The 23,440-nt window shown below is 68.7% G+C and carries 27 protein-coding genes; 8 read left to right on the forward strand and 19 right to left on the reverse strand.

All coding sequences use genetic code 11. From position 1 onward, the window contains the following. Positions 1-57: 57 nt before the first annotated feature. Positions 58-1,854, forward strand: coding sequence for an acyl-CoA dehydrogenase (locus tag FHG54_RS15040; protein WP_139417989.1), 1,797 nt, complete (start codon positions 58-60; stop codon positions 1,852-1,854). 15 nt (positions 1,855-1,869) lie between these two features. Here FHG54_RS15040 and FHG54_RS15045 read toward each other — a convergent pair whose 3' ends face one another. The 4 genes from FHG54_RS15045 to FHG54_RS15060 form a co-directional block, all read right to left on the reverse strand. Then, positions 1,870-2,763: a lytic murein transglycosylase gene (locus tag FHG54_RS15045; protein ID WP_232331503.1), complete on the reverse strand. Its 894-nt coding sequence runs from the start codon at positions 2,761-2,763 to the stop codon at positions 1,870-1,872. A 180-nt stretch (positions 2,764-2,943) separates the two neighbouring features. Beyond that, on the reverse strand, positions 2,944-3,828 hold the full coding sequence (locus tag FHG54_RS16850) for a sucrase ferredoxin (RefSeq protein ID WP_233437797.1): 885 nt from the start codon (positions 3,826-3,828) through the stop codon (positions 2,944-2,946). Continuing rightward, the gene (locus FHG54_RS15055; RefSeq protein WP_139417990.1) at positions 3,825-5,060 is read right to left on the reverse strand and encodes a cupin domain-containing protein; all 1,236 of its coding nucleotides are present in this window, start codon (positions 5,058-5,060) and stop codon (positions 3,825-3,827) included. Before FHG54_RS15055 ends, FHG54_RS16850 begins: the two co-directional genes overlap by 4 nt. Continuing rightward, a complete protein-coding gene (locus FHG54_RS15060) occupies positions 5,060-5,317 on the reverse strand; it encodes a BatC protein (RefSeq protein WP_139417991.1) in 258 nt (85 codons plus the stop codon). Before FHG54_RS15060 ends, FHG54_RS15055 begins: the two co-directional genes overlap by 1 nt. A gap of 132 nt (positions 5,318-5,449) precedes the next feature. Between FHG54_RS15060 and FHG54_RS15065 the strand changes: the two genes are divergently transcribed. Further along, positions 5,450-5,686, forward strand: a complete 237-nt coding sequence (locus FHG54_RS15065) for a hypothetical protein (protein WP_233437798.1) — start codon at positions 5,450-5,452, stop codon at positions 5,684-5,686. Next, positions 5,683-6,153 carry a MarR family winged helix-turn-helix transcriptional regulator gene (locus FHG54_RS15070; protein ID WP_139417992.1) on the forward strand — a complete coding sequence of 157 codons (471 nt, stop codon included), beginning with the start codon at positions 5,683-5,685 and terminating at the stop codon, positions 6,151-6,153. Before FHG54_RS15065 ends, FHG54_RS15070 begins: the two co-directional genes overlap by 4 nt. Positions 6,154-6,180: 27 nt before the next feature. On the opposite strand, the gene FHG54_RS15075 is transcribed toward FHG54_RS15070, so the two are convergent. After that, a complete protein-coding gene (locus FHG54_RS15075; protein ID WP_139417993.1) occupies positions 6,181-6,660 on the reverse strand; it encodes a nucleoside deaminase in 480 nt (159 codons plus the stop codon). A 15-nt stretch (positions 6,661-6,675) separates the two neighbouring features. Continuing rightward, the gene (locus FHG54_RS15080; RefSeq protein WP_139417994.1) at positions 6,676-7,635 is read right to left on the reverse strand and encodes a LysR family transcriptional regulator; all 960 of its coding nucleotides are present in this window, start codon (positions 7,633-7,635) and stop codon (positions 6,676-6,678) included. Positions 7,636-7,712: 77 nt separating this feature from the next. Between FHG54_RS15080 and FHG54_RS15085 the strand changes: the two genes are divergently transcribed. After that, entirely contained in the window at positions 7,713-9,506 is a 1,794-nt protein-coding gene (locus FHG54_RS15085; RefSeq protein WP_233437799.1) for an L-aspartate oxidase, read from the forward strand. Here FHG54_RS15085 and FHG54_RS15090 read toward each other — a convergent pair. Next, positions 9,466-10,590: a helix-turn-helix transcriptional regulator gene (locus tag FHG54_RS15090; protein ID WP_233437800.1), complete on the reverse strand. Its 1,125-nt coding sequence runs from the start codon at positions 10,588-10,590 to the stop codon at positions 9,466-9,468. The genes FHG54_RS15085 and FHG54_RS15090 overlap by 41 nt on opposite strands. Positions 10,591-10,655: 65 nt before the next feature. On the opposite strand from FHG54_RS15090, the gene FHG54_RS15095 reads away from it, so the two are divergent. After that, positions 10,656-11,051, forward strand: coding sequence for a RidA family protein (locus FHG54_RS15095; protein ID WP_139417995.1), 396 nt, complete (start codon positions 10,656-10,658; stop codon positions 11,049-11,051). A gap of 74 nt (positions 11,052-11,125) precedes the next feature. Here FHG54_RS15095 and FHG54_RS15100 read toward each other — a convergent pair whose 3' ends face one another. Next, a complete protein-coding gene (locus FHG54_RS15100) occupies positions 11,126-11,965 on the reverse strand; it encodes a DUF4190 domain-containing protein (RefSeq protein WP_139417996.1) in 840 nt (279 codons plus the stop codon). Between the two features lie 237 nt (positions 11,966-12,202). Between FHG54_RS15100 and FHG54_RS15105 the strand changes: the two genes are divergently transcribed. Next, a complete protein-coding gene (locus FHG54_RS15105) occupies positions 12,203-12,592 on the forward strand; it encodes an MmcQ/YjbR family DNA-binding protein (RefSeq protein WP_139417997.1) in 390 nt (129 codons plus the stop codon). 12 nt (positions 12,593-12,604) lie between these two features. Here the strand turns inward: FHG54_RS15105 and FHG54_RS15110 are convergent, their stop codons facing one another. From FHG54_RS15110 to FHG54_RS15140, 7 genes are all read right to left on the reverse strand, one after another. Then, positions 12,605-13,144, reverse strand: a complete 540-nt coding sequence (locus tag FHG54_RS15110; protein WP_139417998.1) for a hypothetical protein — start codon at positions 13,142-13,144, stop codon at positions 12,605-12,607. Between the two features lie 63 nt (positions 13,145-13,207). Then, on the reverse strand, positions 13,208-14,398 hold the full coding sequence (locus tag FHG54_RS15115; protein ID WP_139417999.1) for a serine hydrolase domain-containing protein: 1,191 nt from the start codon (positions 14,396-14,398) through the stop codon (positions 13,208-13,210). Further along, complete coding sequence (locus tag FHG54_RS15120; protein WP_139418000.1) at positions 14,395-15,228, reverse strand: ATP-binding cassette domain-containing protein; 834 nt, start codon at positions 15,226-15,228, stop codon at positions 14,395-14,397. Before FHG54_RS15120 ends, FHG54_RS15115 begins: the two co-directional genes overlap by 4 nt. Beyond that, positions 15,225-16,184: an ABC transporter ATP-binding protein gene (locus tag FHG54_RS15125; protein WP_139418001.1), complete on the reverse strand. Its 960-nt coding sequence runs from the start codon at positions 16,182-16,184 to the stop codon at positions 15,225-15,227. The genes FHG54_RS15120 and FHG54_RS15125 overlap by 4 nt, the downstream gene beginning before the upstream one ends. Further along, positions 16,181-17,074 (reverse strand): ABC transporter permease, encoded by an 894-nt coding sequence (locus FHG54_RS15130; RefSeq protein ID WP_139418002.1) that lies wholly within the window; start codon positions 17,072-17,074, stop codon positions 16,181-16,183. Before FHG54_RS15130 ends, FHG54_RS15125 begins: the two co-directional genes overlap by 4 nt. Then, on the reverse strand, positions 17,071-18,087 hold the full coding sequence (locus FHG54_RS15135; RefSeq protein ID WP_139418003.1) for an ABC transporter permease: 1,017 nt from the start codon (positions 18,085-18,087) through the stop codon (positions 17,071-17,073). The genes FHG54_RS15130 and FHG54_RS15135 overlap by 4 nt, the downstream gene beginning before the upstream one ends. Before the next feature lie 74 nt (positions 18,088-18,161). Then, positions 18,162-19,757 (reverse strand): ABC transporter substrate-binding protein, encoded by a 1,596-nt coding sequence (locus FHG54_RS15140; protein ID WP_168197200.1) that lies wholly within the window; start codon positions 19,755-19,757, stop codon positions 18,162-18,164. Between the two features lie 132 nt (positions 19,758-19,889). On the opposite strand from FHG54_RS15140, the gene FHG54_RS15145 reads away from it, so the two are divergent. Continuing rightward, positions 19,890-20,780: a LysR family transcriptional regulator gene (locus FHG54_RS15145; RefSeq protein WP_168197201.1), complete on the forward strand. Its 891-nt coding sequence runs from the start codon at positions 19,890-19,892 to the stop codon at positions 20,778-20,780. 8 nt (positions 20,781-20,788) lie between these two features. On the opposite strand, the gene FHG54_RS15150 is transcribed toward FHG54_RS15145, so the two are convergent. Further along, positions 20,789-21,601, reverse strand: coding sequence for a GNAT family N-acetyltransferase (locus tag FHG54_RS15150; protein ID WP_139418006.1), 813 nt, complete (start codon positions 21,599-21,601; stop codon positions 20,789-20,791). Between the two features lie 54 nt (positions 21,602-21,655). Continuing rightward, on the reverse strand, positions 21,656-22,399 hold the full coding sequence (locus tag FHG54_RS15155; protein ID WP_198169750.1) for a formylglycine-generating enzyme family protein: 744 nt from the start codon (positions 22,397-22,399) through the stop codon (positions 21,656-21,658). 49 nt (positions 22,400-22,448) lie between these two features. On the opposite strand from FHG54_RS15155, the gene FHG54_RS15160 reads away from it, so the two are divergent. Further along, the gene (locus FHG54_RS15160; protein WP_139418007.1) at positions 22,449-22,856 is read left to right on the forward strand and encodes a VOC family protein; all 408 of its coding nucleotides are present in this window, start codon (positions 22,449-22,451) and stop codon (positions 22,854-22,856) included. Positions 22,857-22,886: 30 nt separating this feature from the next. Here the strand turns inward: FHG54_RS15160 and FHG54_RS15165 are convergent, their stop codons facing one another. Both FHG54_RS15165 and FHG54_RS15170 read right to left on the reverse strand, forming a co-directional pair. After that, a complete protein-coding gene (locus FHG54_RS15165) occupies positions 22,887-23,153 on the reverse strand; it encodes a hypothetical protein (protein ID WP_139418008.1) in 267 nt (88 codons plus the stop codon). 82 nt (positions 23,154-23,235) lie between these two features. Further along, on the reverse strand, positions 23,236-23,430 hold the full coding sequence (locus FHG54_RS15170) for a hypothetical protein (protein ID WP_139418009.1): 195 nt from the start codon (positions 23,428-23,430) through the stop codon (positions 23,236-23,238). Positions 23,431-23,440: the final 10 nt, after the last annotated feature.

Here is a 23,440-nt window from a genome sequence, read left to right on the forward strand (position 1 = left end):
ATCGTGGAACCCGCACAGTTCGGGATGCCCCCGAGCGTGCCGGGTTACGCTGCGGGCATGAGTGGATTCCGACCCCCCGTTGCAGATATCGCCTTCACCCTCGAGCATGTCGTCGACTACGACGCCGTCGCGCAGCTGCCCGGATACGAGCACGCCGACTTCGAGACGGTCTCAGAGGTGCTCGACGAGGTCGGCAGCTTCATGGCCGAGATGGTGGCTCCCACCAACCGTGCCGGCGACCTCGAGGGTTCGAAGCTGAACGCCGACGGCACCGTCACCACGCCGACGGGATTCAAGGAGGCGTACTCCGCCTACGTCGACGCCGGATGGGGATCGGTGCCGCTGCCCGAGGAGTACGGCGGCGGCGGGTTCCCGCGCTCGGTCGGCCTCGCCATCCAGGAGCTCACGACGACCGCGAACATGGCCTTCGCTCTCGCGCCGCTGCTCACGCAGGGTGCGATCGAGGCGCTGCTGCACTACGGCACCGACGAGCAGAAGCAGCAGTGGCTGCCGAAGATGGTCACGGGTGAATGGGCCGGCACCATGAACCTCACCGAGCCGCACGCCGGCTCCGACGTGGGCGCGCTCACCACGAAGGCCGTGAAGCGCGAAGACGGCACCTACGCCATCTCGGGCCAGAAGATCTTCATCACCTTCGGCGACCACGACCTCAGCGAGCAGATCGTGCACCTCGTGCTCGCACGCACGCCTGACGCGCCGGCCGGCACGAAGGGCATCTCGATCTTCATCGTGCCGAAGTTCCTAGTGAACGAAGACGGCTCACTCGGCGAGCGCAACGGCGTGCACACCGTCGGCGTCGAGCACAAGATGGGCATCCACGGTTCGCCCACGTGCGTGCTGTCGTATGAAGACGCGACCGGCTACCTCGTCGGCGCCGAGAACATCGGCATGCGCATCATGTTCGTCATGATGAACAGCGCCCGGCTCTCGGTGGGCATGCAGGGACTCGCCGTGGCCGAGCGCGCCTACCAGCAGTCGCTCGACTACGCGCAGGAGCGCATCCAGGGCCGCGCCATCGGCGCAGCTCAGGACTCTCCCATCATCGACTTCCCCGACGTGCGGCGCATGCTCATGACGCAGAAGGCATACATCGCCGCCATGCGACGCATGATGCTGCTGACGGCGAGCTATACCGACCAGTCGACCCACAACCCCGACTCCGCGACCCGCGCTCGTGCCGACGAGATCGTGGGTCTGCTGACCCCGATCTGCAAGTCGTTCGGCACCGACCTCGGCAACGAGCTCACCTCGCTCGCGCTGCAGATCCACGGCGGCATGGGCTTCATCGAAGAGACCGGCGCCGCACAGCACTACCGTGACGTGCGCATCGCCGCGATCTACGAGGGCACGAACGGCATCCAGGCCGCCGACCTCGTCGGACGCAAGCTCCCCGTGCGCGACGGGGCATCCGTGCTCGAGTTCATCGCCACCATGCGCGAACTCGACGGCGAGCTCGCTGCGGCCGGCGACGAATTCGCGTCGATCCGCACGCAGCTGAATGCCCAGCTCGACGCGCTCGAGCAGACGACGGCGTGGATGCTCCGCACCGGCGCGACCGACCCGAACGCCGTGCTCTCGGGCTCGACGCCCTACCAGCGCATCTGGGGCCTCGTCGTGGGCGGATGGCTCATGGCGAAGTCGGCGCTCGCCGCTCGCGGACTCGATGACGACGGCATCGCCGAGACGCAGCTGCCGCTGGCCCGGTTCTACGCCGAGCAGCTGCTGCCGCAGGCCGCGGGCCTCGTCGGCGCGGCCACCGCCGGCTCGCGCGACCTGTTCGCGCTCGACGCCGCCGCGCTCGGCGACGCGTCGGTCCGCGGAGTGCGCGTCTGAGCTGACGACGCCGGCTCAACCGGCCGCGTCGGCGAACTCGCGCGCGACCTTCGCGACCTGGTCGACGTAGTCGTTGTCGTGGTTGTACGAGTAGACGGCGGCCCGCCACCCCTCGGAGCTGAGCATCGGACCCGATGCGCAGAGGTAGCGGGCCGTCGTGAGGGCGGCGTCGTCGATCTGGTGCGGGTCGGCCGCGCCGTCGCCGTTCGCGTCGGCGGCCCATTTCGCCCAGGTGGAGGGGATGAACTGCATCGGCCCGACCGCGCGATCCCACGTGGGGTCACCGTCGAGCTCGCCGCCGTCGGTGTCGGCGATCGTCGCCACGCCGTTGCCATCGAGGGCCCTGCCGATGATCGCGGGCCGGCTGTTGCCGCTCTCGTCGAGCTTCGAGGCGCCGTGGCTTCCGTGATCTGATTCGATGCTGCCGATGGCGGCGATCGTGGCCCACTCGAGGCCGCACTCGGCCTCCTCCTCGGAGATCAAGACGTGGGCGAGTGCATACGCCGTCAACGCGCGCTCGGGAATGCCCGTGGCCGCGGCGACTCGCGCGATCCACTCCGGGTCGACCGACGGCACCGATGCCGGCATCGCGTCGGGAAGGTCGGTCGGCTCATCGGTCTGCTCGGTGTTGCCCTCGAGCTGCTCGTTGTAGTCGTGGCCGTCGGGCGTCGTCACGGGCGGCATCGCCACGGCGGGGCCGTAGGCGTCTGGTGCGGCGAACCCGTCGGGGTTGGTCGCCATGCCGACGACGTTCACCGCGTAGACGACCCCGATCACGAGGGCTGTGGCCCCCGCCACGAGACCGATGATGCCGGCGCCGCGGCGCACGAGCTGCAACTTCGTCGCCCGGGTACCGCTCGGACGACGCTCGCCGTACTCGTCGGCGTCGAAGTCGTCGTTCCAGGACATCGGTGTCTCGCTCCGTTCGGGCGGTGGTTCAGGGTGCCCGCGGGGGTCGGTCGCCGGCTCGCTCGAAGCCCGGCGTCGATCTCCCCGCCTGCTCAGCGTACTCGCGTGCCGTGATCGCCGCACTCGGAGTGCACAGGCCCGCGGCGGACGGCGGGCTGCGGCAGTGGGCGGGCGCCCCGTCTACGTGATCGAACGCAGCGCGTACTGGCGCACGCGCACGAAGCGCGTCGCGGCGCACGTCGACAACAGGGGTTCGGAGCGGGTCTCCTCCAGCTCGACCACGATGTCGCCGCCTGCGCCGCTCGCGAGCCGAACGCGCCAGCCGGCGTCGGCGGCCTCCTCGGCGATCGGCGCGAACGACCCGATCCGATCGTCGCCCCACGCCTCGCGCGCGAAGTGCTGGGCGGCCTGCACCGGATGCGTCAGCGAGCTGCGCCCGCGGTATCGCTCGGGCACGAGACGCCCGTCGTCGAAGGCATCGGCGATGCGCACGGGGTCGCCGTCGTCTGCGTAGCCGTAGTAGAGCCCGTGCGGAAAGACCACCATGGTGCCGGCGAAGCGGTCGCCGCCGAGATGCGAGCACTCCCAGGCCTCGTCGGGGCGAGCCTCGGCGAGCGCGGTGATCACCCGGCGACCGCGCACGGCGCAGCACTGGTCGTGCCTGGCATGAGTGCAGACGCAATAGACGGGCCGTGTCGATGGGGTGCCGGTGGATCCGTCGAGCGGCACGTCGAGCAATGCCGCGGCATCCGCCGCCTCTCCCCACACGACGCTCTCGCGACCGGGCCGCGAATCGACGATCGCCCACCGCTGCGCGGCCGGAGTGCGGCGCCGGCCGGTGCGGCGGATCGCGAGGGGTCGCATGCCGGCCGCCTCGATGCGCCGCACCAGGGCGCGACCGAGTTCTCGGTCGAACGGCTCGTCGAGCAGCGCGTTCTGGCCCCAGCTTCCCACCACCTCGATGAGGAACCAGCGCAAGCCGCGCGGGCCGGTGCCGACGAGCGGATCGTTCCGCTCTCGGGCGCGATCGCTGCACGGCGCCCAGTGCTCGGCCGCCAGTGTCACGCCGGAGCCACCACGAAGCCCTCGCGCACGAGCCGGCGCACGACGACGACCGCGCTCTCGGCGTCGAGCCCCGGCAGCTCGTCAGCCGAGACGGTATCGCCCGTTGCGAGCCGGAGCACGGCCGGCTCCGCCTCGACCGGAAGCGACAGCGTCTTCGTGCGCGCCACGATGCGCACCCGGTCGTCGATCGTCGTGACGCGAACCGGCAGCGACTCGCGCCACCGCACGGGCGTCGACCCGTCCAGCGCTGCGAGCGCCTCGACGGTCGCGAGCGGCGCGACCGGTTCTGCGCGGGTCTCGGCGCCGAAGCGAGCACTGAGCACGGCGACCGGCCGCGAGGCATCCGTCTGCTGCAGTGTCTCGACGAGCGCCTGCACCGTCTGCGCGACGATCGGCGCGAGCGCCTCGGAGTCGTGCAGGTCGAGGCCGAGCGGCAGCGACGCGCGCAACTCGGCGTTGTCGCCGAGTTGCCGGAGCAGTGCGTCGGCGAGGTCGGCGCGCGTGTAGGCGGCCATGCCGATGGTCAGGTGCACGGATGTCGCGCCGAGCGCCGTCGCCGAATGGATCCATCCGCGCGGCAGGTACAGCGCGTCTCCGGGTCGCAGCACCGCGTCGATCTCTGGTTCGCCCGTGGCCGCGCGTGCGACGGCGGCTCGGTGCTGGTCCCACGGCTGGCTGCGCAGCGGGTCGACCAGCACCGGCGCGTGGATGCGCCAGTGCTTCTCGCCCGAGATCTGCAGCACGAACACGTCGTGGGTGTCGTAGTGCGGGTCGAATCCCCGCGACGACGGCGGGGTGACGTAGGCGTTCACCTGCGCCGGGTGCCCGAGGTCGTCGACGAGTTCGCGCGTGAAGTCGATGATCGGCGGCCACAGCCGGTGCAGCCCCTGCAACACGATCGTCGCGCCGCCCGCGAACTCGGCGAGCACCTTGTCGCTCGAGACCTGGTCGGGGATCTCGGCGCCGAAGCCGCCCGACGCGGTGTAGTCGGACGCCGAGAGCACCGAGCCCTCGTTCGCCATGCGGATGAACGGGGTGCGCACCCCGCGCCGCGTGACGAGTTCGTCGACGGCGGCTGCAGAGAAGAGGTCGCCGAAGCCGCGCTCGAGGTCGGCGGCCGTGGAGAGCAACGGCTCGCGGCCCCAGTACCGCAGGCCGAATTCGTCAGGCGAGACCCGGATGCAGCGCGAAAGCGCGGGCCGACTGCTCGACCCGCGCTCGTGGCCGGTCACTACGCCGAGCCGTCGGCGCCGCCATCGTGGCCACCGGGGTTCGCACCGCCGTCGGCGGTACCCTCGCCCGCAGCCGCTGATCCGTCGGCGCCGCCATCGTGGCCGCCGGGGTTGGCGCCGCCGTCGGTAACGCCCTCGCCTTCGGCCGCGGAACCGTCGGCACCACCGTCGTGGCCCGTGGGGTTGGCGCCGCCGTCGGCAGTGCCTTCGCCCTCGGCGCCAGGCTCGCGGGTGATGTCGTCATCGTTGATCGTCATGAGAGTTCCTCTCTTCGCCTGCATGCACAGCGTATCGAGCGCATCTGCTCGGCGGAACGGGTTGACAGGGAAGGGCAGACGAGTGGCTGGGGCATCCGCGTCTCGGAGAAATGTGTAGTACACTAACTATTCGTGCCCAATGAAATGAATCCGTTCGCCGGCCGCCGGGGGTTCTGGAACCGGCTGAACCGCATCGTCTACACGTTCACCGGCCCCGCCCAAGTGGGCATCGGGCATGGCAAGACCGAGGCGCCCTACGAGCCGCCCGCGAATCCCAGGTGTCCGATCTGCGGCCGGCCGATGGCAGACCACGTCGTGCAGCGCGGTGACGCCAACTCGCCCACGCACCTGATCTGCCCCGGCCGATGAGCGAGACGACGAGCGGGTCCCAGGTCACGACCGGCGACCTGCTGCAACTGGATCAGCAGGTGTGCTTCGCGCTCGCGGTGGCATCCCGCAACGTGATCGCCCTCTACCGCCCGGTGCTCGAACCGCTCGGGCTGACGCACCCGCAGTACCTCGTCATGCTCGCACTCTGGGAGCAGAGCCCGCGCACCCTCGGCGGGCTCGGCGCGGAGTTGATGCTCGAGTCCGCGACGCTGACCCCGATCGTGAAGCGCCTCGAGTCCGCGGGCTTCGTCACGCGAGCACGCAGCACGACCGACGAACGAGCACTCTCGATCGAACTCACCGATACCGGGCGGGCGCTTCGCGCCGAATGCCTCGCGGTGCCGCCGCAGATCATCGAACGACTCGGACTGCCGGTCGACGAGCTCGAGCGCACGCGCGACGCGCTGCACCGGCTGATCGCCGCCGCGCATCCGCGCGCGAACTGAGCGCGGGGGCGATCCGGGCGGGCGACCTTACGAGATGGAACGCACGATGAGCGTGTGCACTTCGCCCGCGAACTGATCGACTGGTCCGTCAACGATCAGCGCCGGGGCGACCGTCGTGATCGGCAGCACTGCCACCGCCGACGACCCGCCGCCGGCGGCCCGGCGCCACCCGGCGATCTGCTCCGCCGACGCGGCGTAGACGATGCGGCCGAGGCCCGCCCACGCATGCGCTGCCGAGCACATCGCGCAATGCTCCCCCGACGTGTACACGGTTGCCGCCGATCGTTCTTCGGGCGTGAGATGCGCGACGGCCCAGCGAACGATCTCGAGTTCCGGATGCCGCGTCGGGTCGCCGGTGCTCTCTTCGCGGTTGCGATCGGCGAACCGTTCGGCGCCGGCGGCATCGACGAGCACCGATCCGAACGGTTCGTCGCCCGAGTCGACCGCCTCCCTCGCGAGCCCGATCGCCCGGCGCAGGTGGATGAGGTCGTTCTTCGAGATCGCCATTCCACGAGTCTGGCCTCAACGGGCCGCAGTCGTCGCGCCGGCGAGCCGCATGGTCGCGCCGGCCCTCGCCGCGAACGCGGTGGCGCTCGCGGTGATCGTGTGCCGCATGACGTCGACCGCCGCGGCCGGTGCGACGTCGGCGGGGCGGGCGACGCTGATCGTGCGCTCGAGCGGCCTCCGCCCGGGCGCCGTCGCCGCGAGCCGCACCGATCGCAGCCCGGGGCGATCGATGAGCACCATCGCGGGCACGATCGCGACCCCGAGCCCGCGTTCGACGAAGCGCAGCACGGCATCCATCTCGGCACCCTCGAGCACCGCTTCAGGTGTCAGATCGGCGGCGGCGAAGGCGGCATCGGTGGCCCTGCGCAGGTCATAGCTCGAGCTGAAGACGATCTGCGGCAGCGCCGCGACATCCGCGAACTCGATGGTGTCACCGGACGTGACGGGCGGCCTGTCGGCCGAGGAGATCACCACGAGCTCTTCGACGAGCAAGGGCGTCACGGTGAATCGTTCGGCCGGCACGGCATCCGTCGTCGTGATCAGTGCCAGGTCGAGTTCGCCGCCGGCGAGTTCGTCGAGTAGTCGGCGCGACCCCTGTTCGGAGAGGTGCAGTTCGATGGCCGGATGCTCCGCATGGAAAGCGCTGAGCACCTCGGCGACGAGGCTGATGCACAGGGTGGGCGTCGCGCCGAGTCGCACCCGGCCGCGCTCGAGACCGGCGAGTTCGGCCAATTCGCGCCGGACTGATTCGGCGTCGGCGAGCATGCGGCGCGCGAGCGGCAGCAGAGACTCCCCGGCGATCGTCAGCGTGCTGCCGCCCCGGGCACGATGGAACAGCTGGGTACCGAGATCGTGTTCGAGCGCGGCGATCTGGCGGCTCAGCGAGGGCTGGGCGAGGTAGAGCTCTTCGGCGGCGCGGGTGAAGTTGCCGAACCGGGCCACCTCGACGAAGCTGCGCAGCTGCTCGAGATTCATATCGATAGCCTCCGCGCATCATCATAACGTCTTATATGCATTGGAGTAATCCGACGGCCGAACCTAGCGTGGAGCGCATGAGTAGTTCAGGCAGCACCGCTTCAGGCAGCACCGCTTCAGGCAGCACCGCTTCAGGCAGCACGACGTCAGAGCGCCAGATCTCTACGACCGTGCTCGTGATCGGCACCGGTGGATCAGGCCTGCGCGCCGCGATCGAACTCGCCGAGGCGGGCGTCGACGTGCTCGCCCTCGGCAAGCGCCCGAAATCCGACGCCCACACCTCGCTCGCGGCCGGCGGCATCAACGCCGCCCTCGCCACGATGGATGCCGACGACAGCTGGCAGCAGCACGCCGCCGACACCCTGAAAGAGAGTTACCTGCTCGCGAACCCGCACACGGTGGAGATCGTCACCTCTGGTGCGGCCCGCGGCATCGAAGACCTCGAGCGCTACGGCATGCCGTTCGCCCGCGAAGACGACGGCCGCATCTCGCAGCGATTCTTCGGCGCCCACTCCTACCGCCGCACGGCGTTCGCGGGCGACTACACGGGGCTCGAGATCCAGCGCACCCTCGTCAACCGGGCCGCGCAACTCGACGTGCCGATCCTCGACACGGTCTACGTGACCCGCATCCTCGTGAACGACGACGGCGCGGTCTTCGGCGCCTACGGCTTCGACCTCGACGACGGCACGCGCTACCTCATCCACGCCGATGCCGTGATCCTCGCCGCGGGCGGCCACACCCGCATCTGGCGGCGCACCTCGTCACGGCGCGACGAGAACACCGGCGACTCGTTCCGCCTCGCCGTCGAGGCCGGCGGGCGCCTCCGCGACCCGGAGCTCGTGCAGTTCCACCCGTCGGGCATCATCGAGCCCGAGAACGCGGCCGGCACCCTCATCAGCGAGGCGGCACGCGGCGAGGGCGGCATCCTCACCAATGGCCTCGGCGAGCGCTTCATGCACAAGTACGACCCCGAGCGACTCGAGCTCTCCACGCGCGACCGCGTGGCGCTGGCCTGCTACACCGAAATCAAGGAGGGGCGCGGAACCCCCAATGGCGGTGTCTGGCTGGATGTCTCGCACCTTCCCCGTGAGACGATCATGCAGCGCCTCCCCCGCGTCTACCAGACCATGCTCGAGCTGCAGATGCTCGACATCACGAAGCAGCCGATCGAGATCGCGCCGACCGCGCACTATTCGATGGGCGGCGTGTGGGTGCGACCAGACGACCACGGCACGGATGTCCCCGGGCTCTACGCCATCGGCGAGGCATCCAGCGGCCTGCACGGCGCCAACCGACTCGGCGGCAACTCGCTCATCGAACTGCTCGTCTTCGGACGCATCGTGGGCCGGGCTGCTGCGGCCTACGCCGGCTCGTTGGACACGCAGCGGCGCTCGGCCGACGCGGTGCAGGCGGCGCGCGACGAGATCGACGAGCTCCTCGCATCCGACGGGCCCGAGAACGTGCGCGCCCTGCAGCGCGCGATCCGCGACACCATGACCGAGCATGCCGGCGTCGTGCGCGACGAGCAGGGGCTCCTCACCGGGCTCGCCGAGCTCGACGCCATCGAGGCCCGCATGGCGGATGTCGGCGTGCATCCCGACATCGCCGGGTACCAGGATCTCGCGCACGCCTTCGATCTGAAGTCGGCCGCGCTCGCTGCCCGAGCCACGATGTCGGCCGCATTGGAGCGCCGCGAGACCCGCGGCTGCCACAACCGCAGCGACCACCCCAAGACGGATGATTCGCTGCAGGTGAACCTGGTCTGGTCGCCCTCGGCCGGGGTGACCCGCGAGGAGATCCCACCCATCCCCGAGGAGATCGCCGCGCTCATGCGTGAGGTCTCGGTGGCGGGCAAGCTCGTGGAGTAGCGACGAGGGCTGCTCGCCCCACGTCAGCTGTCACGACCGCTGGGATCGCGAACCTCGATTCGTCGTAGCGATGGGCGAGGGCGGCTGCGCGCTCATGCAGGGCGTCACGCAACGCGTCTGGGGCGAGGGCCTCGGCGTCGGTGTCGAGCTGCCACACCGCCCATACCGCGTGCCGGAGATCCTCGAAGGTCACGTTCAGCCGAACCCAGCCGTCGGCTTCGGGTTCCTCCGCCCGAACGGCACGTGCGGTGTTCAGCAGCTCTTCTCGGCGCCCGGGCGCGACTCTGACCAGCACCGGGATGTGATCTTCCGAGAGGAAGCGCGCGCTGCGTTCGGCCCAGATGCGATCGAGGTCGACCTGGCCCGGGCGTTCGGCAGGTTCGGGGAGTTCTTCGGCCTCCAGCATCCGCGACAGTCGGTAGGTGCGGTCCTCACCGGACTTGGCCGCCAACAGGTAGGTGCGGTCACGAACGGTGACCAGGCCGATCGGGTCCACGGCGTGCCAGCGCGGCGTCGTGTCTGGTGCGGCGTAGTGGAATCGCAGCTTGCGCCCCCTGAGCACCGCACCGCGGGCCGTCTTCATCACCGTGCCGACCACCTCCTCGGCGACGAGTCGACGCGAGAGCAGATCGGTCTTCGGCTCGACGAGGAACCGCTGGGCGGCGTCGCCCACGCTGGCCCGATGGCCTTCGGGCAGGGCATCGACGATCTTGCGCATGGCCGAGGCGAGCGCCGTACCGAGGCCGAACGCCTGTTCCGCGCGCCCCGACCCAGCGGTCAGGAGGGCCAGGCCCTCGTCGTGGTTCAGCCCGGCGAGCTCGGTGCGGAAGCCGGGCAGCAGCGAGAAGCCGCCATGTCGGCCGCGGTCGGCGTAGACCGGAACGCCTGCAGTGGACAATGCGTCGATGTCGCGCAGCACGGTGCGAACCGACACTTCCAGCTCGGCGGCCAGCTCACCCGCGGTCATCCGCCCGCGCTGGCGGAGCAGCAGCGCCAGCGAGACCAACCGATCGGCACGCATGGTTCCATTCTCGCAAACAAACACGACACAAGGTGTCGTGATTTGCGGGAAGGCTGGTCTCACGTGGCGTCGAAGACGGCGACAACAGACCCGCCGCAGAGCAGGCGCGTGCAACGATTGGAATGACGATGGAACGAACAGCAGTCAACCCGGTGACCTGGTCGCTGGAGATGGGATTCAACCAGGGCGAGGTCGTCTCCGGGCACTCCCGGACCTTGTACATCTCGGGGCAGACCGCGATGAGCGGCGACGGCCGACCCGAGCACGACGGGGACATCGCCGCGCAACTGGGACTCGCCGTGGACAATCTCGAAGCCGTGCTCGCCGAGGCCGGCATGTCGCTGGCGAACCTCGTGCGGCTCAACGTCTACACCACCGACGTCGATGCGCTGTTTCCGCACTACGGCGTGCTGGCGGCCCGGCTGGGTGCCGCGGGCGTCGCCCCGGCGACCACGATGCTCGGGGTGACGCGGCTCGCGATCCCCGGCCAGATGGTCGAACTCGAAGGTACCGCCGTCGCGTAGTCGCGCCCTCGCCGGGCCTACTGCAAGGGCCGGATCGCGTCAGCGACCCGGCCCTTGACGCCATCCTTCGCGGACTATCGAGCGTTGCCGAAGAAGATCGGGGTTTCGGCAAAGATGTACTCGACACCCCAGACGCCGCCGGCGGCACCCTCGGCCGGGATCTCGATGATGACGTTGCCGGTGCCGCTTGCATCCTTGTAGAGCTCGGCGACATCCGAAAGTTGACCGTCCATCACGACGAACGCGCCCTCGTACGACTGACCGGCGGGGCTCACGTAGGTGAACTGCAGCTCGAACGGTCGGCCGGAATCATCACCGAGGTATGTCACCGTCACCGGCAGGATCGCGTACACGTTGCCTGGTGCGGGGTCGGCGTTGAACTGGTTCGCGGCCTTCACATCTGCGGTGGCGTCGAGGGTCGGCGCCGCCGCAGTGACCTCCCACACCGGGCCTTCGAACGTGTCGATGGCCACGGTCGAGCCGAACGGTGCCGGGTTGTCGCGCGCGCCGAGTTCGTCCCCAGCAGATGCCCCTTCCGCGGGCGCTTCGGCGACGTCGTCGCCTTCCTCGACAACGGCCGGTGCGTCCACACCGGTCGCCTCGTCGACGGCGGCGACGAACGCTGCCGCGTACACGAATCCCATGACGATCGAAAGGATCAGGGCCAAGCCCGACAGGGATGTTCCGATGATGGCCAGCAGCTTCGACTTGTTCTTCAGGAACAAGCCGATCACACTGAGCACGAGGCCGACGAACCCGAGAAACCCGCCGAATGCACCGATGATCGGAATGAACGCGAGCAGCAGGCCGACACCACCGAGGGCGATCGCGGCGATTCCGAGGCCGTTCGTCTTCGACGCTGCCGGTGCCGGTGCCGGCGGCTCGTACTGCGGTGCTGCACCGTGCTGCTGCACTACGACGGCCGAAGTGCCGTACGGCTGCCCGCTCGGCGGAGCACCGTACGGTGAGACTGGTTGTGAAGTTGGTTCCGGCTGCTGCCCCGGAAGTGGCGGTGTTGTGGACATCCGTTCACCCTGACAGATGCAGCGAGACGCTCTGAACCACGACGCTCCCCCAGTATTGGGGGGCCGGCGGCGCGGGGCCGTGCCGCCCGTCGCAAGCGTGTCTGCGGTGCGGCTTATGCTCACGTCGTGGCCACCTTCGACGACCTGCGGCGTACCGCTCTCACGCTGCCCGGCAGCGAAGAGCGTGCGACCACGGGCGGTGCCGCGTGGTTCGTTCGCGGCAAGCTGTACGCGTGGGAGTGCCATCCGTGGCCGAGCATCCCTGCCGACATGCGCGAGATCATCGCGGCCGAACTCGTCGTCGGGGTGAAGGTCGCCGACACGTTCGACGCGCTCGCTCTGGTCGAGATGGCGCCAGCCGTCTTTCTCCGCACCACGACGACCTGGGGCGAGCCGAAGGTCGCATTCCGCCTTGCCGGCATCGACGAGGAGCATCTCGCCGAGCTCGTGACGGAGGCGTGGCGCGTTCAGGCTCCGAAATACCTGCGGCGTGAGTTCGACGACGTCGGCGTGTAGCGCATCGTTCGCTCAGTGCACGAACGAGCTCAACCAGATGACCGCAAGCCCGAGAACCATCGTGATCACCGAGCTCAGCAACCGCGCGTACCAGGGGCCGCGGTTGCGCTCTGAATTGATCCAGCCGATGACCGCGAGACTGACGATGCCGATCCACAGTGCGATGTAGTACGCGACATACTGGTCGACCCATCCCAGCGTTGCGAGCGCGAGCACCAGCACGGGCAGCAGCATCGCCAGCAGCATCCCGACGGAATGCAGTGCGGAGCGCGTGATTGCACTGCCGATCGGAATCGCACGGCCATGCGCCGTGCGCCGGCTCGCGACGACGACGGCGTAGACATGCGTCAACCAGAACACGCCGACCGTGCCGACGATGAAGAGCAGCACCTCGAGGTCGGTGTCGAACTTCCACCCCACGGCGACGAGAGCCGTGACGAGCACGAACCCGTACACGGCGTGCTCGGTGTTGTAGGCACCGAGCACGAACCTCACGGGGCGTGCTGCGGTCTGTGCGCCGGCATGACGGGCTTTCGGAGCCTCTTCGCCCATGCACACAGATTCCCACGCTGCGGGCATTCTGGCGAGTACGCGGTCGTTCTGGCGGGCTCCTGGTCAGCCCCCAGCGAGGCAGATGTCGCGGAAGAGCTCGGCGTGCAGCCGGTTCCACGCTTCGGTGACCGGCTCGGGCCACGATGAGAACTTCGCGACGACGGTGTGGCTCGCGGGGTCGACCCAGATGAACTGACCGTGGATGCCGACCGCGTAGTAGTCGCCGCGGTCGCTGCCGGTGATCCACCATTGGTTCGCGTACGATCCACCGGCGTGCACGCGCTGGAAGGCCGTACCGGTCGCGGCCGCGGGGTCTCCGCCGGCGCGAGTGCGGCGAATCCACTCGGCTGAGACGATCCGGTCGCCGGCGATGACGCCCTCGCCGAGCATGAGCTCGCCGACGCGGGCGAGGTCTCGCACGGTGCACGAGATGCCGCCGTTGGCGAAGCCGAACCCGCCCGGGTCGACCGTGATGCTCGCGTCGTGCTCGCAGCCGAGCCGCGACCACAACCGCTGCGACACCGCGTCGGCGTAGCGAAGACCGGTGACGTTCTCGACGATCCACGCGAGCACGTCGGTGCCCGCCGAGCAGTACTTGAACCGTTCGCCGTGCCGCGCGCCGCCGCGCAGCGTAGCGAGGAAGGCGTAGGTGTCGGCCGGGTCTCCGGCGAGCCGGGGCCGCCATCCGGCCACCCGATCCTGGGACTGCACGTGCGAGGAGGGGTTGCGGTAGTCCTCGTCGTAGTCGACATCGACGGTCATGTCGAGCACGTGCTGCACGGTCGCGTCGCCGTAGGCGCTGCCCGCGAGGGCGGGAACGTAGTGGTCGACGCGCTGCGACGGATCGATGAGGCCGTCGTCGACAAGGGTTCCCACGGTCAGCCCGCAGATCGACTTCGAGACGCTCATCAACAGGTGGGGCGTGTGCGGCGTGAAGCCGTCTCGATAGTGATCGGCGATGACCCTGCCCCCGCGAACGACGACGAGCGCGTCGGTGTAGCTCTCGTCGAGGCGGTGCTCGAGATCGGGAAGCGAGCCGAGCAACGCGTTCAGGCCATGACCGGCGTGCGCTGTCTGCACCGATGAGCGGTGAGAGATCGGCGCGGTCGGCACGATCTCGGCCACGTGTGCGAACGCCCACCGATTGTAGGGAGCGTCCTGCCACGTCTCGAGACTCGGTTCACCGGGTTCGGCATCCGGAAATCGCGGCGTGTGGGCGGTGCGGGCGGAACCCGTCGGCAGCAGGGAGGTCACGACAGGATCCTGTTCTCGCTGGAGGCGGTCGATTCGGTGCGGAGCTCGTGGAGTGGCACGGCACCAGGGGTTTCGGGCATGGCGGCGAGGAGTCGCTGCGTGTACTCGTGCGCAGGATGCACGAGCACGTCTGAGGCGGGCCCGACCTCGACGAGCGCTCCGTTGCGCATCACCCCGGCGGTATCGCTCATATACCGCACGACATCGAGGTCGTGCGAGATGAGCAGGTAGCTGAGCGAGTGCTCTCGACGCAGTTCCTGCAACAGGTTGAGCACCTGCGCCTGCACTGAGACGTCGAGCGCGCTCGTCGGCTCGTCGAGCACGAGCAGCCTCGGCCGAGTGGCGAGGGCACGCGCGATGCCGACGCGCTGGCACTGGCCGCCCGAGAGTTGGTGCGGCAACCGTTCTCCGTGCGCGGCGGTGAGACCGACCTCGTCGAGCAGTTCGCGGGTGCGCTGGGCGAGGGCCCGGCCACGCAGTTCGGTATGGGTGCGCAGCGGCTCGGCGATCGATTGCTCGATCGTGAGCCGCGGGTTGAGGGCGGCGCCGGGATTCTGGAAGACCATTCCGGTGCGGGCGCGGAGTGACCGCAGCGCACGGCCCCGCAGCGGACCGAGCGCTGTGCCGTCGATGCGGGACTCCCCCGACGTGGGTTCGACGAGCCTCAGCGCACAGCGGGCCACCGTGCTCTTGCCCGACCCCGACTCGCCGACGAGGCCGAATGTGGTGCCGGCCTCGACATCGAACGAGACACCGTCGACGGCGCGAACCTGGCTCCCGTGAGCCTTGTAGACCATCACCATCTTCTCGACGGTCAGCATCGCGCTCATCGTGCACCTGCTCGGATGCAGGCCGCCTCGTGGAGCGGGGCGATGGGTTCGAGCCCCGGGTCGATCTCGGCGCAGCGGTCGATCGCGAGGGGGCAGCGATCCCGAAAGGAGCAGCCGGCGAGTCCGAGCAGATTTCCCGGCACCGTGCCGGGAATCGCCTCGAGCGGCTGGCCGGGAACGTGCCTGGCCGGGAGCGCGCCGAGCAGTCCCCTGGTGTACGGATGGGCCGGCGCCTTCAGCACCGCGTCGGTGGGTCCGCTCTCGACGACCCGACCGGCGTAGAGCACGGCGACGCGGTCGCACACCTCGCGCACGACACCGAGGTTGTGGGTGATGAGCAGCACGCCGAACCCGAAGCGGTCACGCAGCGACAGGATGAGGTCGAGGATCTGCTTGGCGATGGTCACGTCGAGCGCGGTCGTGGGTTCGTCGAGGATGAGCAGACGAGGTTCGCAGAGCAGCGCCATCGCGATCATCGCGCGCTGCAACATGCCGCCCGAGAGTTCGTGCGGGTAGCTGCGGAAGATGCGCTCGGGGTCGGGCAGTCCGACCTGCCCGAGGTATTCGAGGATGTGAGCCGTCGACGCAGCACGGCCGAGCCGGCGGTGCCGTGCGACCACGTCGCGCATCTGCTCGCCGAGTGTGAAGACGGGATTGAACGCAGTACCGGGGTTCTGGAACACGATGGAGATCACGTCGCCTCGTGCGGACCCGCTGCCGTCGTACGGCTGCTCGATTCCGTCGAGCAGGACACGCCCGCTCGGCACGGCGCCGTTCGGCAGCAGGCCCAGCACCGCGAGCCCGGTGAGGCTCTTACCGCACCCGGTCTCACCGACGATGCCGACGACCTCCCGTGATGCGATCGAGAGAGTGATGCCCCGCACCGGCCGGTTGGTGAGCGCCCCGCGCTCCTCGAACGCGATCTCGAGGTCGTCGATGTGGAGAAGTTGGGTCATCGTTTCACCTGCCGAGGGTCGAAGAAGTCGCGGAGCGAGTCGCCGAGCAGATTGAAGCCGAGCACGGTGACGAAGATGGCGAGACCGGGGAACGTCGAGATCCACCACGCGGTGAAGATCTGGCCGCGGCCCTCGGCGACCATGAGCCCCCAATCGGGTGCCGGCGGCTGTGCGCCGAGGCCGATGAAGGCGAGTGAGCCGGCGGCCAGCACGACGGCGCCGACATCGACGGTGGCCTGTACGAGCACGGGCGTCATGCAGTTTCGCAGGATGTGGCGGGGCAGGATCCGCCACGCGGGCACCCCTGCCGAACGTGCGGCTTCGACGAACGGGCGATCGCGCAGTGACCTCGCTTCGGCGCGCACCAGCCTGGCGTACCAGGGCCACCAGCAGATGGCGAGCGCGAGGCCGGCGTTGGTGAGGCTCGGCCCGAGAATGGCGACGGTGACCATCGCGAGCAGCAGTGGCGGGAAGGCCTGGAAGATCTCGGTGACCCGCATCAGCACGTCGTCGAGCCATCCGCCTCGGTAGCCGGCGATGGCTCCGAGCGGAATACCGATCAGGGCTGCGATCGCCACCACCAGGAGCGAGATGGTGAGCGCCGGGGCCGAACCGATGATGACGCGGCTCAGGATGTCGCGGCCGAGTTGGTCGGTGCCGAACCAGTGCAGCGTGCTCGGCGCGAGGTTGCGGTCGACCACGCTGGTCTCGCCGTAGCCCTGGGCCGGGAACGGCGCGATCCACGGGCCGAAGACGGCGAGCACGACGACGAGCACGATGAGGGCGAGACCGAGCGCGGCGAGGCGGTCGGTGCGCAGCACCCGGGCGATGCGGCCGATGGTGCTGCCGCCCATGGGGACGAACGCGGGCAGTGCGGTGGTCGCGGTCATGAGAGCCTCACCCTCGGGTCGAGCCGGGCCTGGATCAGGTCGACGACCAGATTCGCGATCAGGTAGCCCGCTGCGCCGAGCAGGGTGATCGCCATGATGGCGGGATAGTCGACCGCCAGCATCGCGTTGACCGCGAACTGCCCGATGCCGGGCCAGTTGAAGACGACCTCGACGAAGAAGGTGCCGGTCAAGGTGTAAGCAGCGGCCAGGCCGATGATCGTCATCGTGGGCGGCAGCGCGTTCTTGAGCGCGAGCTTCCAGCGGATGATTCCGCTGCGCAGACCGAAGGCGCTCGCGGTGAAGACGTAGTCCTGGCCGAGCACCTCGAGCATCGATGCGCGAGTCATCCGCGCGATGAGCCCGAGCGGATAGGCCGCGAGCGTGAGAGCGGGAAGTATGAGGTGCGCGAGCCCGTCGCCGTACGCGACCCAGTTGCCGGTGATCACACTGTCGAAGAGCGGGAACCCCGTGACGTGGGCGATCGGCGAGACGTACTCGACCTCGGTGCTGAACTGACCGGTCGCGGGCAGCCAGCCGAGCCGGCCGACGAAGAGCACCTGCAGCAGCAGGCCGAGCCAGAATGCGGGCATCGAGACCCCGCCGATGGCAAGGAACCGGATGGCGCCGTCGAGCGCCTTGCCCGGTCGCTTCGCGGCGACGACGCCGAGCACGATGCCGAAGACCACCGCGATGAGCAGTGCCGCGAACAACAACTCGAGCGTGGCCGGCAGGCGGGTGGCGAGTTCGTCGAGCACGGGTTGCTTCGTCGCGAGGGAGTTGCCCCAGTCGCCGGTGACCAGCCCGCCGAGATAGGTGAAGTACTGCACGAAGAGGGGCTGGTCGAAGCCCAGCTTCTCACTGATGCGGGCGAGCTCCTCGGGTGGGGCTTTGGGGCCGGCGTACACGACCGCCGGGTCACCCGGGATGACTCGCGAGAGCACGAACACGACGAGCGTGAGCACGAAGAGCACGAGCACCGCGGTTCCGAGCCGGCTTGCGAGGAAGCGCAACATTGAACACTCCTGGATCGGATGGGAAGAGCAGTCGGCCGGGCCTGGCGTGGTCCGGCCGACCGCTCCGTGCGAACTCAGTTCGCGGGGCGGATCGGGGCGAAGAAGGTGGTGAACGGGTAGTTCTCATTGAAGTCGGCCACCTCGAGGCCCGTCGGCACGATGCTCACGGCCTGTGCGTCGTAGAGGAAGATTCCCGGCGCCTGATCCACGAGCAGGTTCATCGCCTCCTCGTACTTCGCCTGCGCTGCATCTCGGTCGCTGCCCGTCAGGGTGCCCGCCTCATCGACGAGGGCATCGTATTCGGCGTTGCTCCAGTAACTGAGATTGAAGAAGGGCGCCTCACTCGAGTGGAAGAGCGAGTACAGGTTGTCGGAACCTGCGTCACTGTAGGTCGGCCAGTAGTACACGACGAAGATGTCCTGTGCGGTCGCCGGATCGGCTTTCGCGTTCTCCCATTGCTGGTTGAAGAGCTCGGCACGCACCTCGACGGTGACGCCGATCTTCGCGAAGGCGTCCTTGATGAGCGGCACGAAGCGAGCCTCGGCGGAGTTCTCGGATGCGTAGGTGAGGTTCAGCGTGAAGCCGTCGGCATGCCCGGCTTCGGCGAGCAGTGTCTTCGCCGTGTCGAGGTCCTGGCTGTACTGCGGCACGTCCTCCGAGTACGGGAAGATCCCCTTGGGAACCGGCCCGTGTGCTTGCGTGCCGTAGCCGGCACCGCCGACTTCGATGATGTCTTCATACGGCACCGCGTAGCTGAGCGCCTGTCGCACCTTCGGGTCGTCGAGCGGCGGGCGAGTGGTGTTGAAGAATGCCACGAAGTTGAAGGGCGAGTTCGCCGTTCGCACCTCGGAGCCGAGGTCTGATGCCACGGTGTCGATGTTCTCGAGCGGCAGGCTGGTCGCGAGGTCGACCTCGCCCGCGGTCAGCATCTGCTGCGCGGTCACCGCGTCGGGAGTGATGGCGATGTCGATGATGTCGTAGTGCGGCAGCGCCTCTTCGTTCCAGTGATCGTCGTACGCCTCGAGCACGACCTTCTCGCCCGGGCTGTACGACTTCACCGTGTACGGGCCGGTGCCGGCATCGATGCCGACCTCGAAGTACTGCTCGTCCCCGGCCGAGGCCTCGAGGGCCTTCGGCGAGACGATCCACGCGCCGTAGGTGGATGCCGCGACGAGATCCATCGGCGCCGAGTACGCCAGGTGCATGACGACGGTGGAGTCGTCGGTCGCCTCGATGGTTTCGAGCGGCGCCCAGATGAAGGATGCTCCGGCGTGATCCTTGGCGGCTTCGATGCTCGCCGCGACGGCCTCGGCATCTACTGGTTCGCCATCGTGGAAGGTGGCGCCCTCGCGGATGTCGAAGGTCCACGTGAGCCCGTCGTCGCTGACCTCCCACGATTCGGCGATGGCGGGGGTGAACTCCTCGGCCGCGCCCTCCGCGTTCTTCCAGAGCAGCGGCTCGTAGACGTTACCGAGGTAGAGAGCCTCAGTAGAGAAGGAGCGAACCGGGTCCCAGGTGGTGACCGCGGCCGACGCCGCGACGCTGAGCACCGACGAATCCGTGTTCGCCGAGGAACCCCCGACGGTGCAGCCGGCGAGGCCGACGACGCCGGCGGCCCCGACGGCCAGGAGAGTGAGGGCGCGACGGGTTCGCGCTCGAGTGACTGCCATGTCTGCCTCCAAGGAATGAGTTCGCCACCGCATTGTGGGGAGTTGGGGCTGCGAAGTTCGGCCAGTCTATGGACATCGGGTGATAACACGCCAATACTTAGTTCTCGCCAAAGTGATGCTCTGGAGGTATCGATGGATCTTCGGCTGCTGCGCTACTTCGTTGCGGTCTGCGAGAGCGGCACGCTGCACGGGGCGGCCGCCGTCGTGCATGTCGCCCAGCCCTCGCTCAGCCGCCAGATCCGGCGCCTGGAGCACGACCTCGGGTTCGAGCTGTTCGAGCGCTCGGCGCGAGGCTTGGCGCTGACCGCCGCGGGGCGTCGATTCCTCCCGGTAGCCGAGGACCTGCTCGCGAGGTCCAGTCAGGCCGCCTCGACTGCGCGATCCATTGCACGCGGGACCGTGCCCGATCTCACCGTGGTCGCGGCCCCGACCACGGTGACCGACGTGATCTCGCCGTACATCGTGCGGGCCGGCGCAACGGGGATCATCGGCAACGCCATCGAGGCCATGCCCGAGCATGTCTATGCCGCGGTCGAGCGCGGCGACGCCGACTTCGCGGTCGGCACACGGATCCCTCCGGCCGAACTGCAGTCGATGGTGCTCGGCCACGCCTACTTGTGGGCGCAGATGCCGACGGGGCATCCGCTCGCCACACGTACGAGCATTCCCATCGCCGAACTCACCCGGCAACCTCTCATCGTCATGAGCCGGGCTCTCGGCGTGCGCCAGATGCTCGATTCCGCGGCCGCACGAGCGGGCCTGTCGTTCACAGCAGCGGTCGAGACCACGTCACCCTCCCTCGCCCAGGCGCTCGCGGCCGCGGGCCGCGGCATCTGCGTGCTCTCGGATGACCCGCGCTACGACCTCGCTGCTGTGCCCATCTCCGCGCCCGGCGGCGACCTCATCATCACCCTGTTCGGCGTGTGGGATCGCATGCACTACGCCAGCGCCCGCATCGCGACGTGCCTCGAAGAGCTCAGCGCCTTCAGTGCCGAACTCTACCCGCAGACGACGACGGCCTGAGAAGCCGGTCAGGCGGGCTGACGGCGCCAGAGGTACGGCGTCGTCGTCGACACTCTGATCATGCCGGATCGCTCGAGGATCGGACGTGAGAACTCGGTCGAGTCGCTGTGGATGAGTGTCTTTCCCAGCGCGAGCGCAGAGCGGGCGCGAGCGGCCGTCAACGCGCGGTAGATGCCTCGGCCACGCCACTCGGGGCGGGTAGCACCGCCCCAGATTCCGGCGAAGCTGGTGCCTCGCACCGGTTCCAGCCGCCCGACGGATACGATCTCGCCGCCGAGTTCGGCGACCCACAGTTCCATGCCGTCGCGGAGCGCGAGCCGGCGAAGGTGGGCATCCGCGGTCTCCCTCAACACCGGTTCACCGAACGTTGCATCCTCGACCGCGCTCATCGCGCGAACGTCGGCCTCTTCCGTGACGCGCCGCAACGTCACCCCCTCAGGCAGCGGAACGTCGACGGCCAGTGCCGTCGCCTCGCCGATCATGATCGATTCCGGTTCATCCGGCATGAAGCCATGTTCCAGCAGCGCCTCGTGCAACCCCGGCGCAGTGTCGTGCGCGCGGGTCTTCCACTCCACCTTGGTGATCTCAGGGTCGGTCTGGAAATACGTCGACCCCTCTGAGACGAGACGCCGAAGAGCGGGCTCTTCGGTCGCACCGAGGTTCTGATAGGTGACGAATCCGCGTCCGTTGGGAAAGGTCACCAGACGTAGCGGGCCATGCCGAGTCACGTTGATCGCACCCGGTGTCTCCGCATCGGTGCGCAACTGTTCGTCGTAGGCGGAGAGGAACCGCGCCTTCCTCTCCGATTCGTCGCGAGTCATCAGTTGTCACGCTACCGCGCACGCGTCAGCGGATGCGACGACCGCATGACCGGGTCAGCTGCGCGGCGTCCACCCCGACGGCAACGGCCCATCGATCGCCGCCCGCTCCAGGTCGGCCGCCGCAGACCAGCCCTGCGCGGCATCCGTCGCATCGAAGCCGCCGCGAGCGACACGGAACCCGACGTCGTCATGGTGCATGCGCGGTGCTCCGCCCCGGCGCACCGACGCCCGCACGCTCCACGCATCGTCGGCGAATCCGCCGCCGCGAAACACGCGGTACGCGTCGTAGCGAGCCGGGTCGAGCAGGTCCCAGCACCACTCCCAGACGTTGCCGAGCGTGTCGAAGAGCCCGTTGAGATTCGGATGCTTCCCGCCGACGTCCTGCGGATGCGTCACGCCGTCGGCGCTCGTCCAGGCGACCTCCTCGAGCGGACCGTAGTGCGGCCGAGTCGACCCGGCCCGGCATGCGAGCTCCCACTCGGCCTCGGTCGGCAGGCGAACCCCGTCGGCATCGACGTGCCAGGTGACGTCTTCACCGTCATACGTGTAGGCCGGTTCGAGCCCTTCCCACTCGGATGCCGCGTTGCAGAAGCGAATCGCCCGCAGCCAGCTCACGTCGGTTGCCGGGCGGCGCGGATGCGTCGCCGTCTCGCCGAGCATCTCGCCGAGTTGCTCCTGCGTCACCGGGTAGACGCCGATCTCGAACGGCTCGAGGTCGACGCTCCATCGCGCCTTGCGGCGGGCGTCGTGCAGGGCGACGGTGCCGCCGTCGATGCTCGCCATCTCGATGTCCGTCACCGACGCAGTCTCGCACGCCGCGGCCACGACCTCTGCATAGGATGGCCGGATGCGTCTCTTGGATCATCTCGGAATCTCCGTTGAAGACCTGCCTCGCTCCATCGCACAGTTCGATCCGGTGATGGTCGCGCTCGGCTGCACGCGACAGGATGCCGATAACAGTGTGTCTTGGTCGAAGGGCGAGGACGAGCTCATCCTCTTCCCCGCACGCGAAACGGGCAGCGGGCCGCACCGGCACGGCAAGGTCGGATGGCAGCATCTCGCCTTCCCCGTCGGCTCTCGCGAAGAGGTCGATCGTCTGCACGCGATCGCCGTCGACGCGGGTTGGACGTCTGTGCGCGACCCGAAGGTGTTCACTCGGTTCAGTGACCGCTACTACGCGTCGTTCGTCGAAGACGACAACGGCATCCGCTTCGAATTCATGTTCAACCCGCCGAAGGACGTTGCCGCAGACTGAGCTGTCGACGTCGCACACCTGCCGGCCGACCTACCAGACGGTGCCGCCTCCGACCGAGATGCCGCCCCACGTGAGCGCGATGAAGATCGCGGCGAACACGACGGGCGCGATGCCCTTGCCGCTGCGTGCGAGCCCCTTGAGGAGGGCGATCACAGCGAGGATCGCTGCGACGATCGAGAGGCCACCGCCGACGATCAGCCCGATGAACAGCGGGATGGGCATGAGCACGAGGCCGGCCAGCGCGAACCAGAACGCGGCCCAGGCAGTTGGATTTCGGCGATCAACGGAGGAGGACATGCTTCAGTATCTCGTGTCCGCACCTCACCGTCGGTGAGACCCGCACTGCTCGGCCACCTGCAAGCCGAGAGATCCCGCTCGTTCAGCGAAGGCTGAGTGCGCGATCCCAACGCTCGAAGCGGCGCTGCGCGACGATCGTGCTGAGCTCCTCACGCAATTCAGGGTGCTCGATGTAGAAACGCACCGCGCAGTACAGGAGCACCGCGTCCTGCTCGAAAACACCAGCGGTGAACGGAAGCATCACAAACCCGGAAACAGGTCGTCGCTGAGGATCCACTAGCTCAAGC

This window comes from Agromyces laixinhei (assembly GCF_006337065.1).
GTDB lineage: Bacteria > Actinomycetota > Actinomycetes > Actinomycetales > Microbacteriaceae > Agromyces > Agromyces laixinhei.

Coding starts and splice junctions, on each gene's coding strand:
- FHG54_RS15145 (WP_168197201.1), top strand. CDS start 19,890: ATGGATCTTCGGCTGCTGCGCTACTTCGTTGCGGTCTGCGAGAGCGGC.
- FHG54_RS15110 (WP_139417998.1), bottom strand. CDS start 13,144: ATGGGCGAAGAGGCTCCGAAAGCCCGTCATGCCGGCGCACAGACCGCA.
- FHG54_RS15165 (WP_139418008.1), bottom strand. CDS start 23,153: ATGTCCTCCTCCGTTGATCGCCGAAATCCAACTGCCTGGGCCGCGTTC.
- FHG54_RS15045 (WP_232331503.1), bottom strand. CDS start 2,763: ATGTCCTGGAACGACGACTTCGACGCCGACGAGTACGGCGAGCGTCGT.
- FHG54_RS15080 (WP_139417994.1), bottom strand. CDS start 7,635: ATGAATCTCGAGCAGCTGCGCAGCTTCGTCGAGGTGGCCCGGTTCGGC.
- FHG54_RS15150 (WP_139418006.1), bottom strand. CDS start 21,601: ATGACTCGCGACGAATCGGAGAGGAAGGCGCGGTTCCTCTCCGCCTAC.
- FHG54_RS15130 (WP_139418002.1), bottom strand. CDS start 17,074: ATGACCGCGACCACCGCACTGCCCGCGTTCGTCCCCATGGGCGGCAGC.
- FHG54_RS15040 (WP_139417989.1), top strand. CDS start 58: ATGAGTGGATTCCGACCCCCCGTTGCAGATATCGCCTTCACCCTCGAG.
- FHG54_RS15060 (WP_139417991.1), bottom strand. CDS start 5,317: ATGACGATCAACGATGACGACATCACCCGCGAGCCTGGCGCCGAGGGC.
- FHG54_RS15125 (WP_139418001.1), bottom strand. CDS start 16,184: ATGACCCAACTTCTCCACATCGACGACCTCGAGATCGCGTTCGAGGAG.
- FHG54_RS15095 (WP_139417995.1), top strand. CDS start 10,656: ATGGAACGAACAGCAGTCAACCCGGTGACCTGGTCGCTGGAGATGGGA.
- FHG54_RS15085 (WP_233437799.1), top strand. CDS start 7,713: ATGAGTAGTTCAGGCAGCACCGCTTCAGGCAGCACCGCTTCAGGCAGC.
- FHG54_RS15120 (WP_139418000.1), bottom strand. CDS start 15,228: ATGAGCGCGATGCTGACCGTCGAGAAGATGGTGATGGTCTACAAGGCT.
- FHG54_RS15135 (WP_139418003.1), bottom strand. CDS start 18,087: ATGTTGCGCTTCCTCGCAAGCCGGCTCGGAACCGCGGTGCTCGTGCTC.
- FHG54_RS15160 (WP_139418007.1), top strand. CDS start 22,449: ATGCGTCTCTTGGATCATCTCGGAATCTCCGTTGAAGACCTGCCTCGC.
- FHG54_RS15070 (WP_139417992.1), top strand. CDS start 5,683: ATGAGCGAGACGACGAGCGGGTCCCAGGTCACGACCGGCGACCTGCTG.
- FHG54_RS15140 (WP_168197200.1), bottom strand. CDS start 19,757: ATGGCAGTCACTCGAGCGCGAACCCGTCGCGCCCTCACTCTCCTGGCC.
- FHG54_RS15075 (WP_139417993.1), bottom strand. CDS start 6,660: ATGGCGATCTCGAAGAACGACCTCATCCACCTGCGCCGGGCGATCGGG.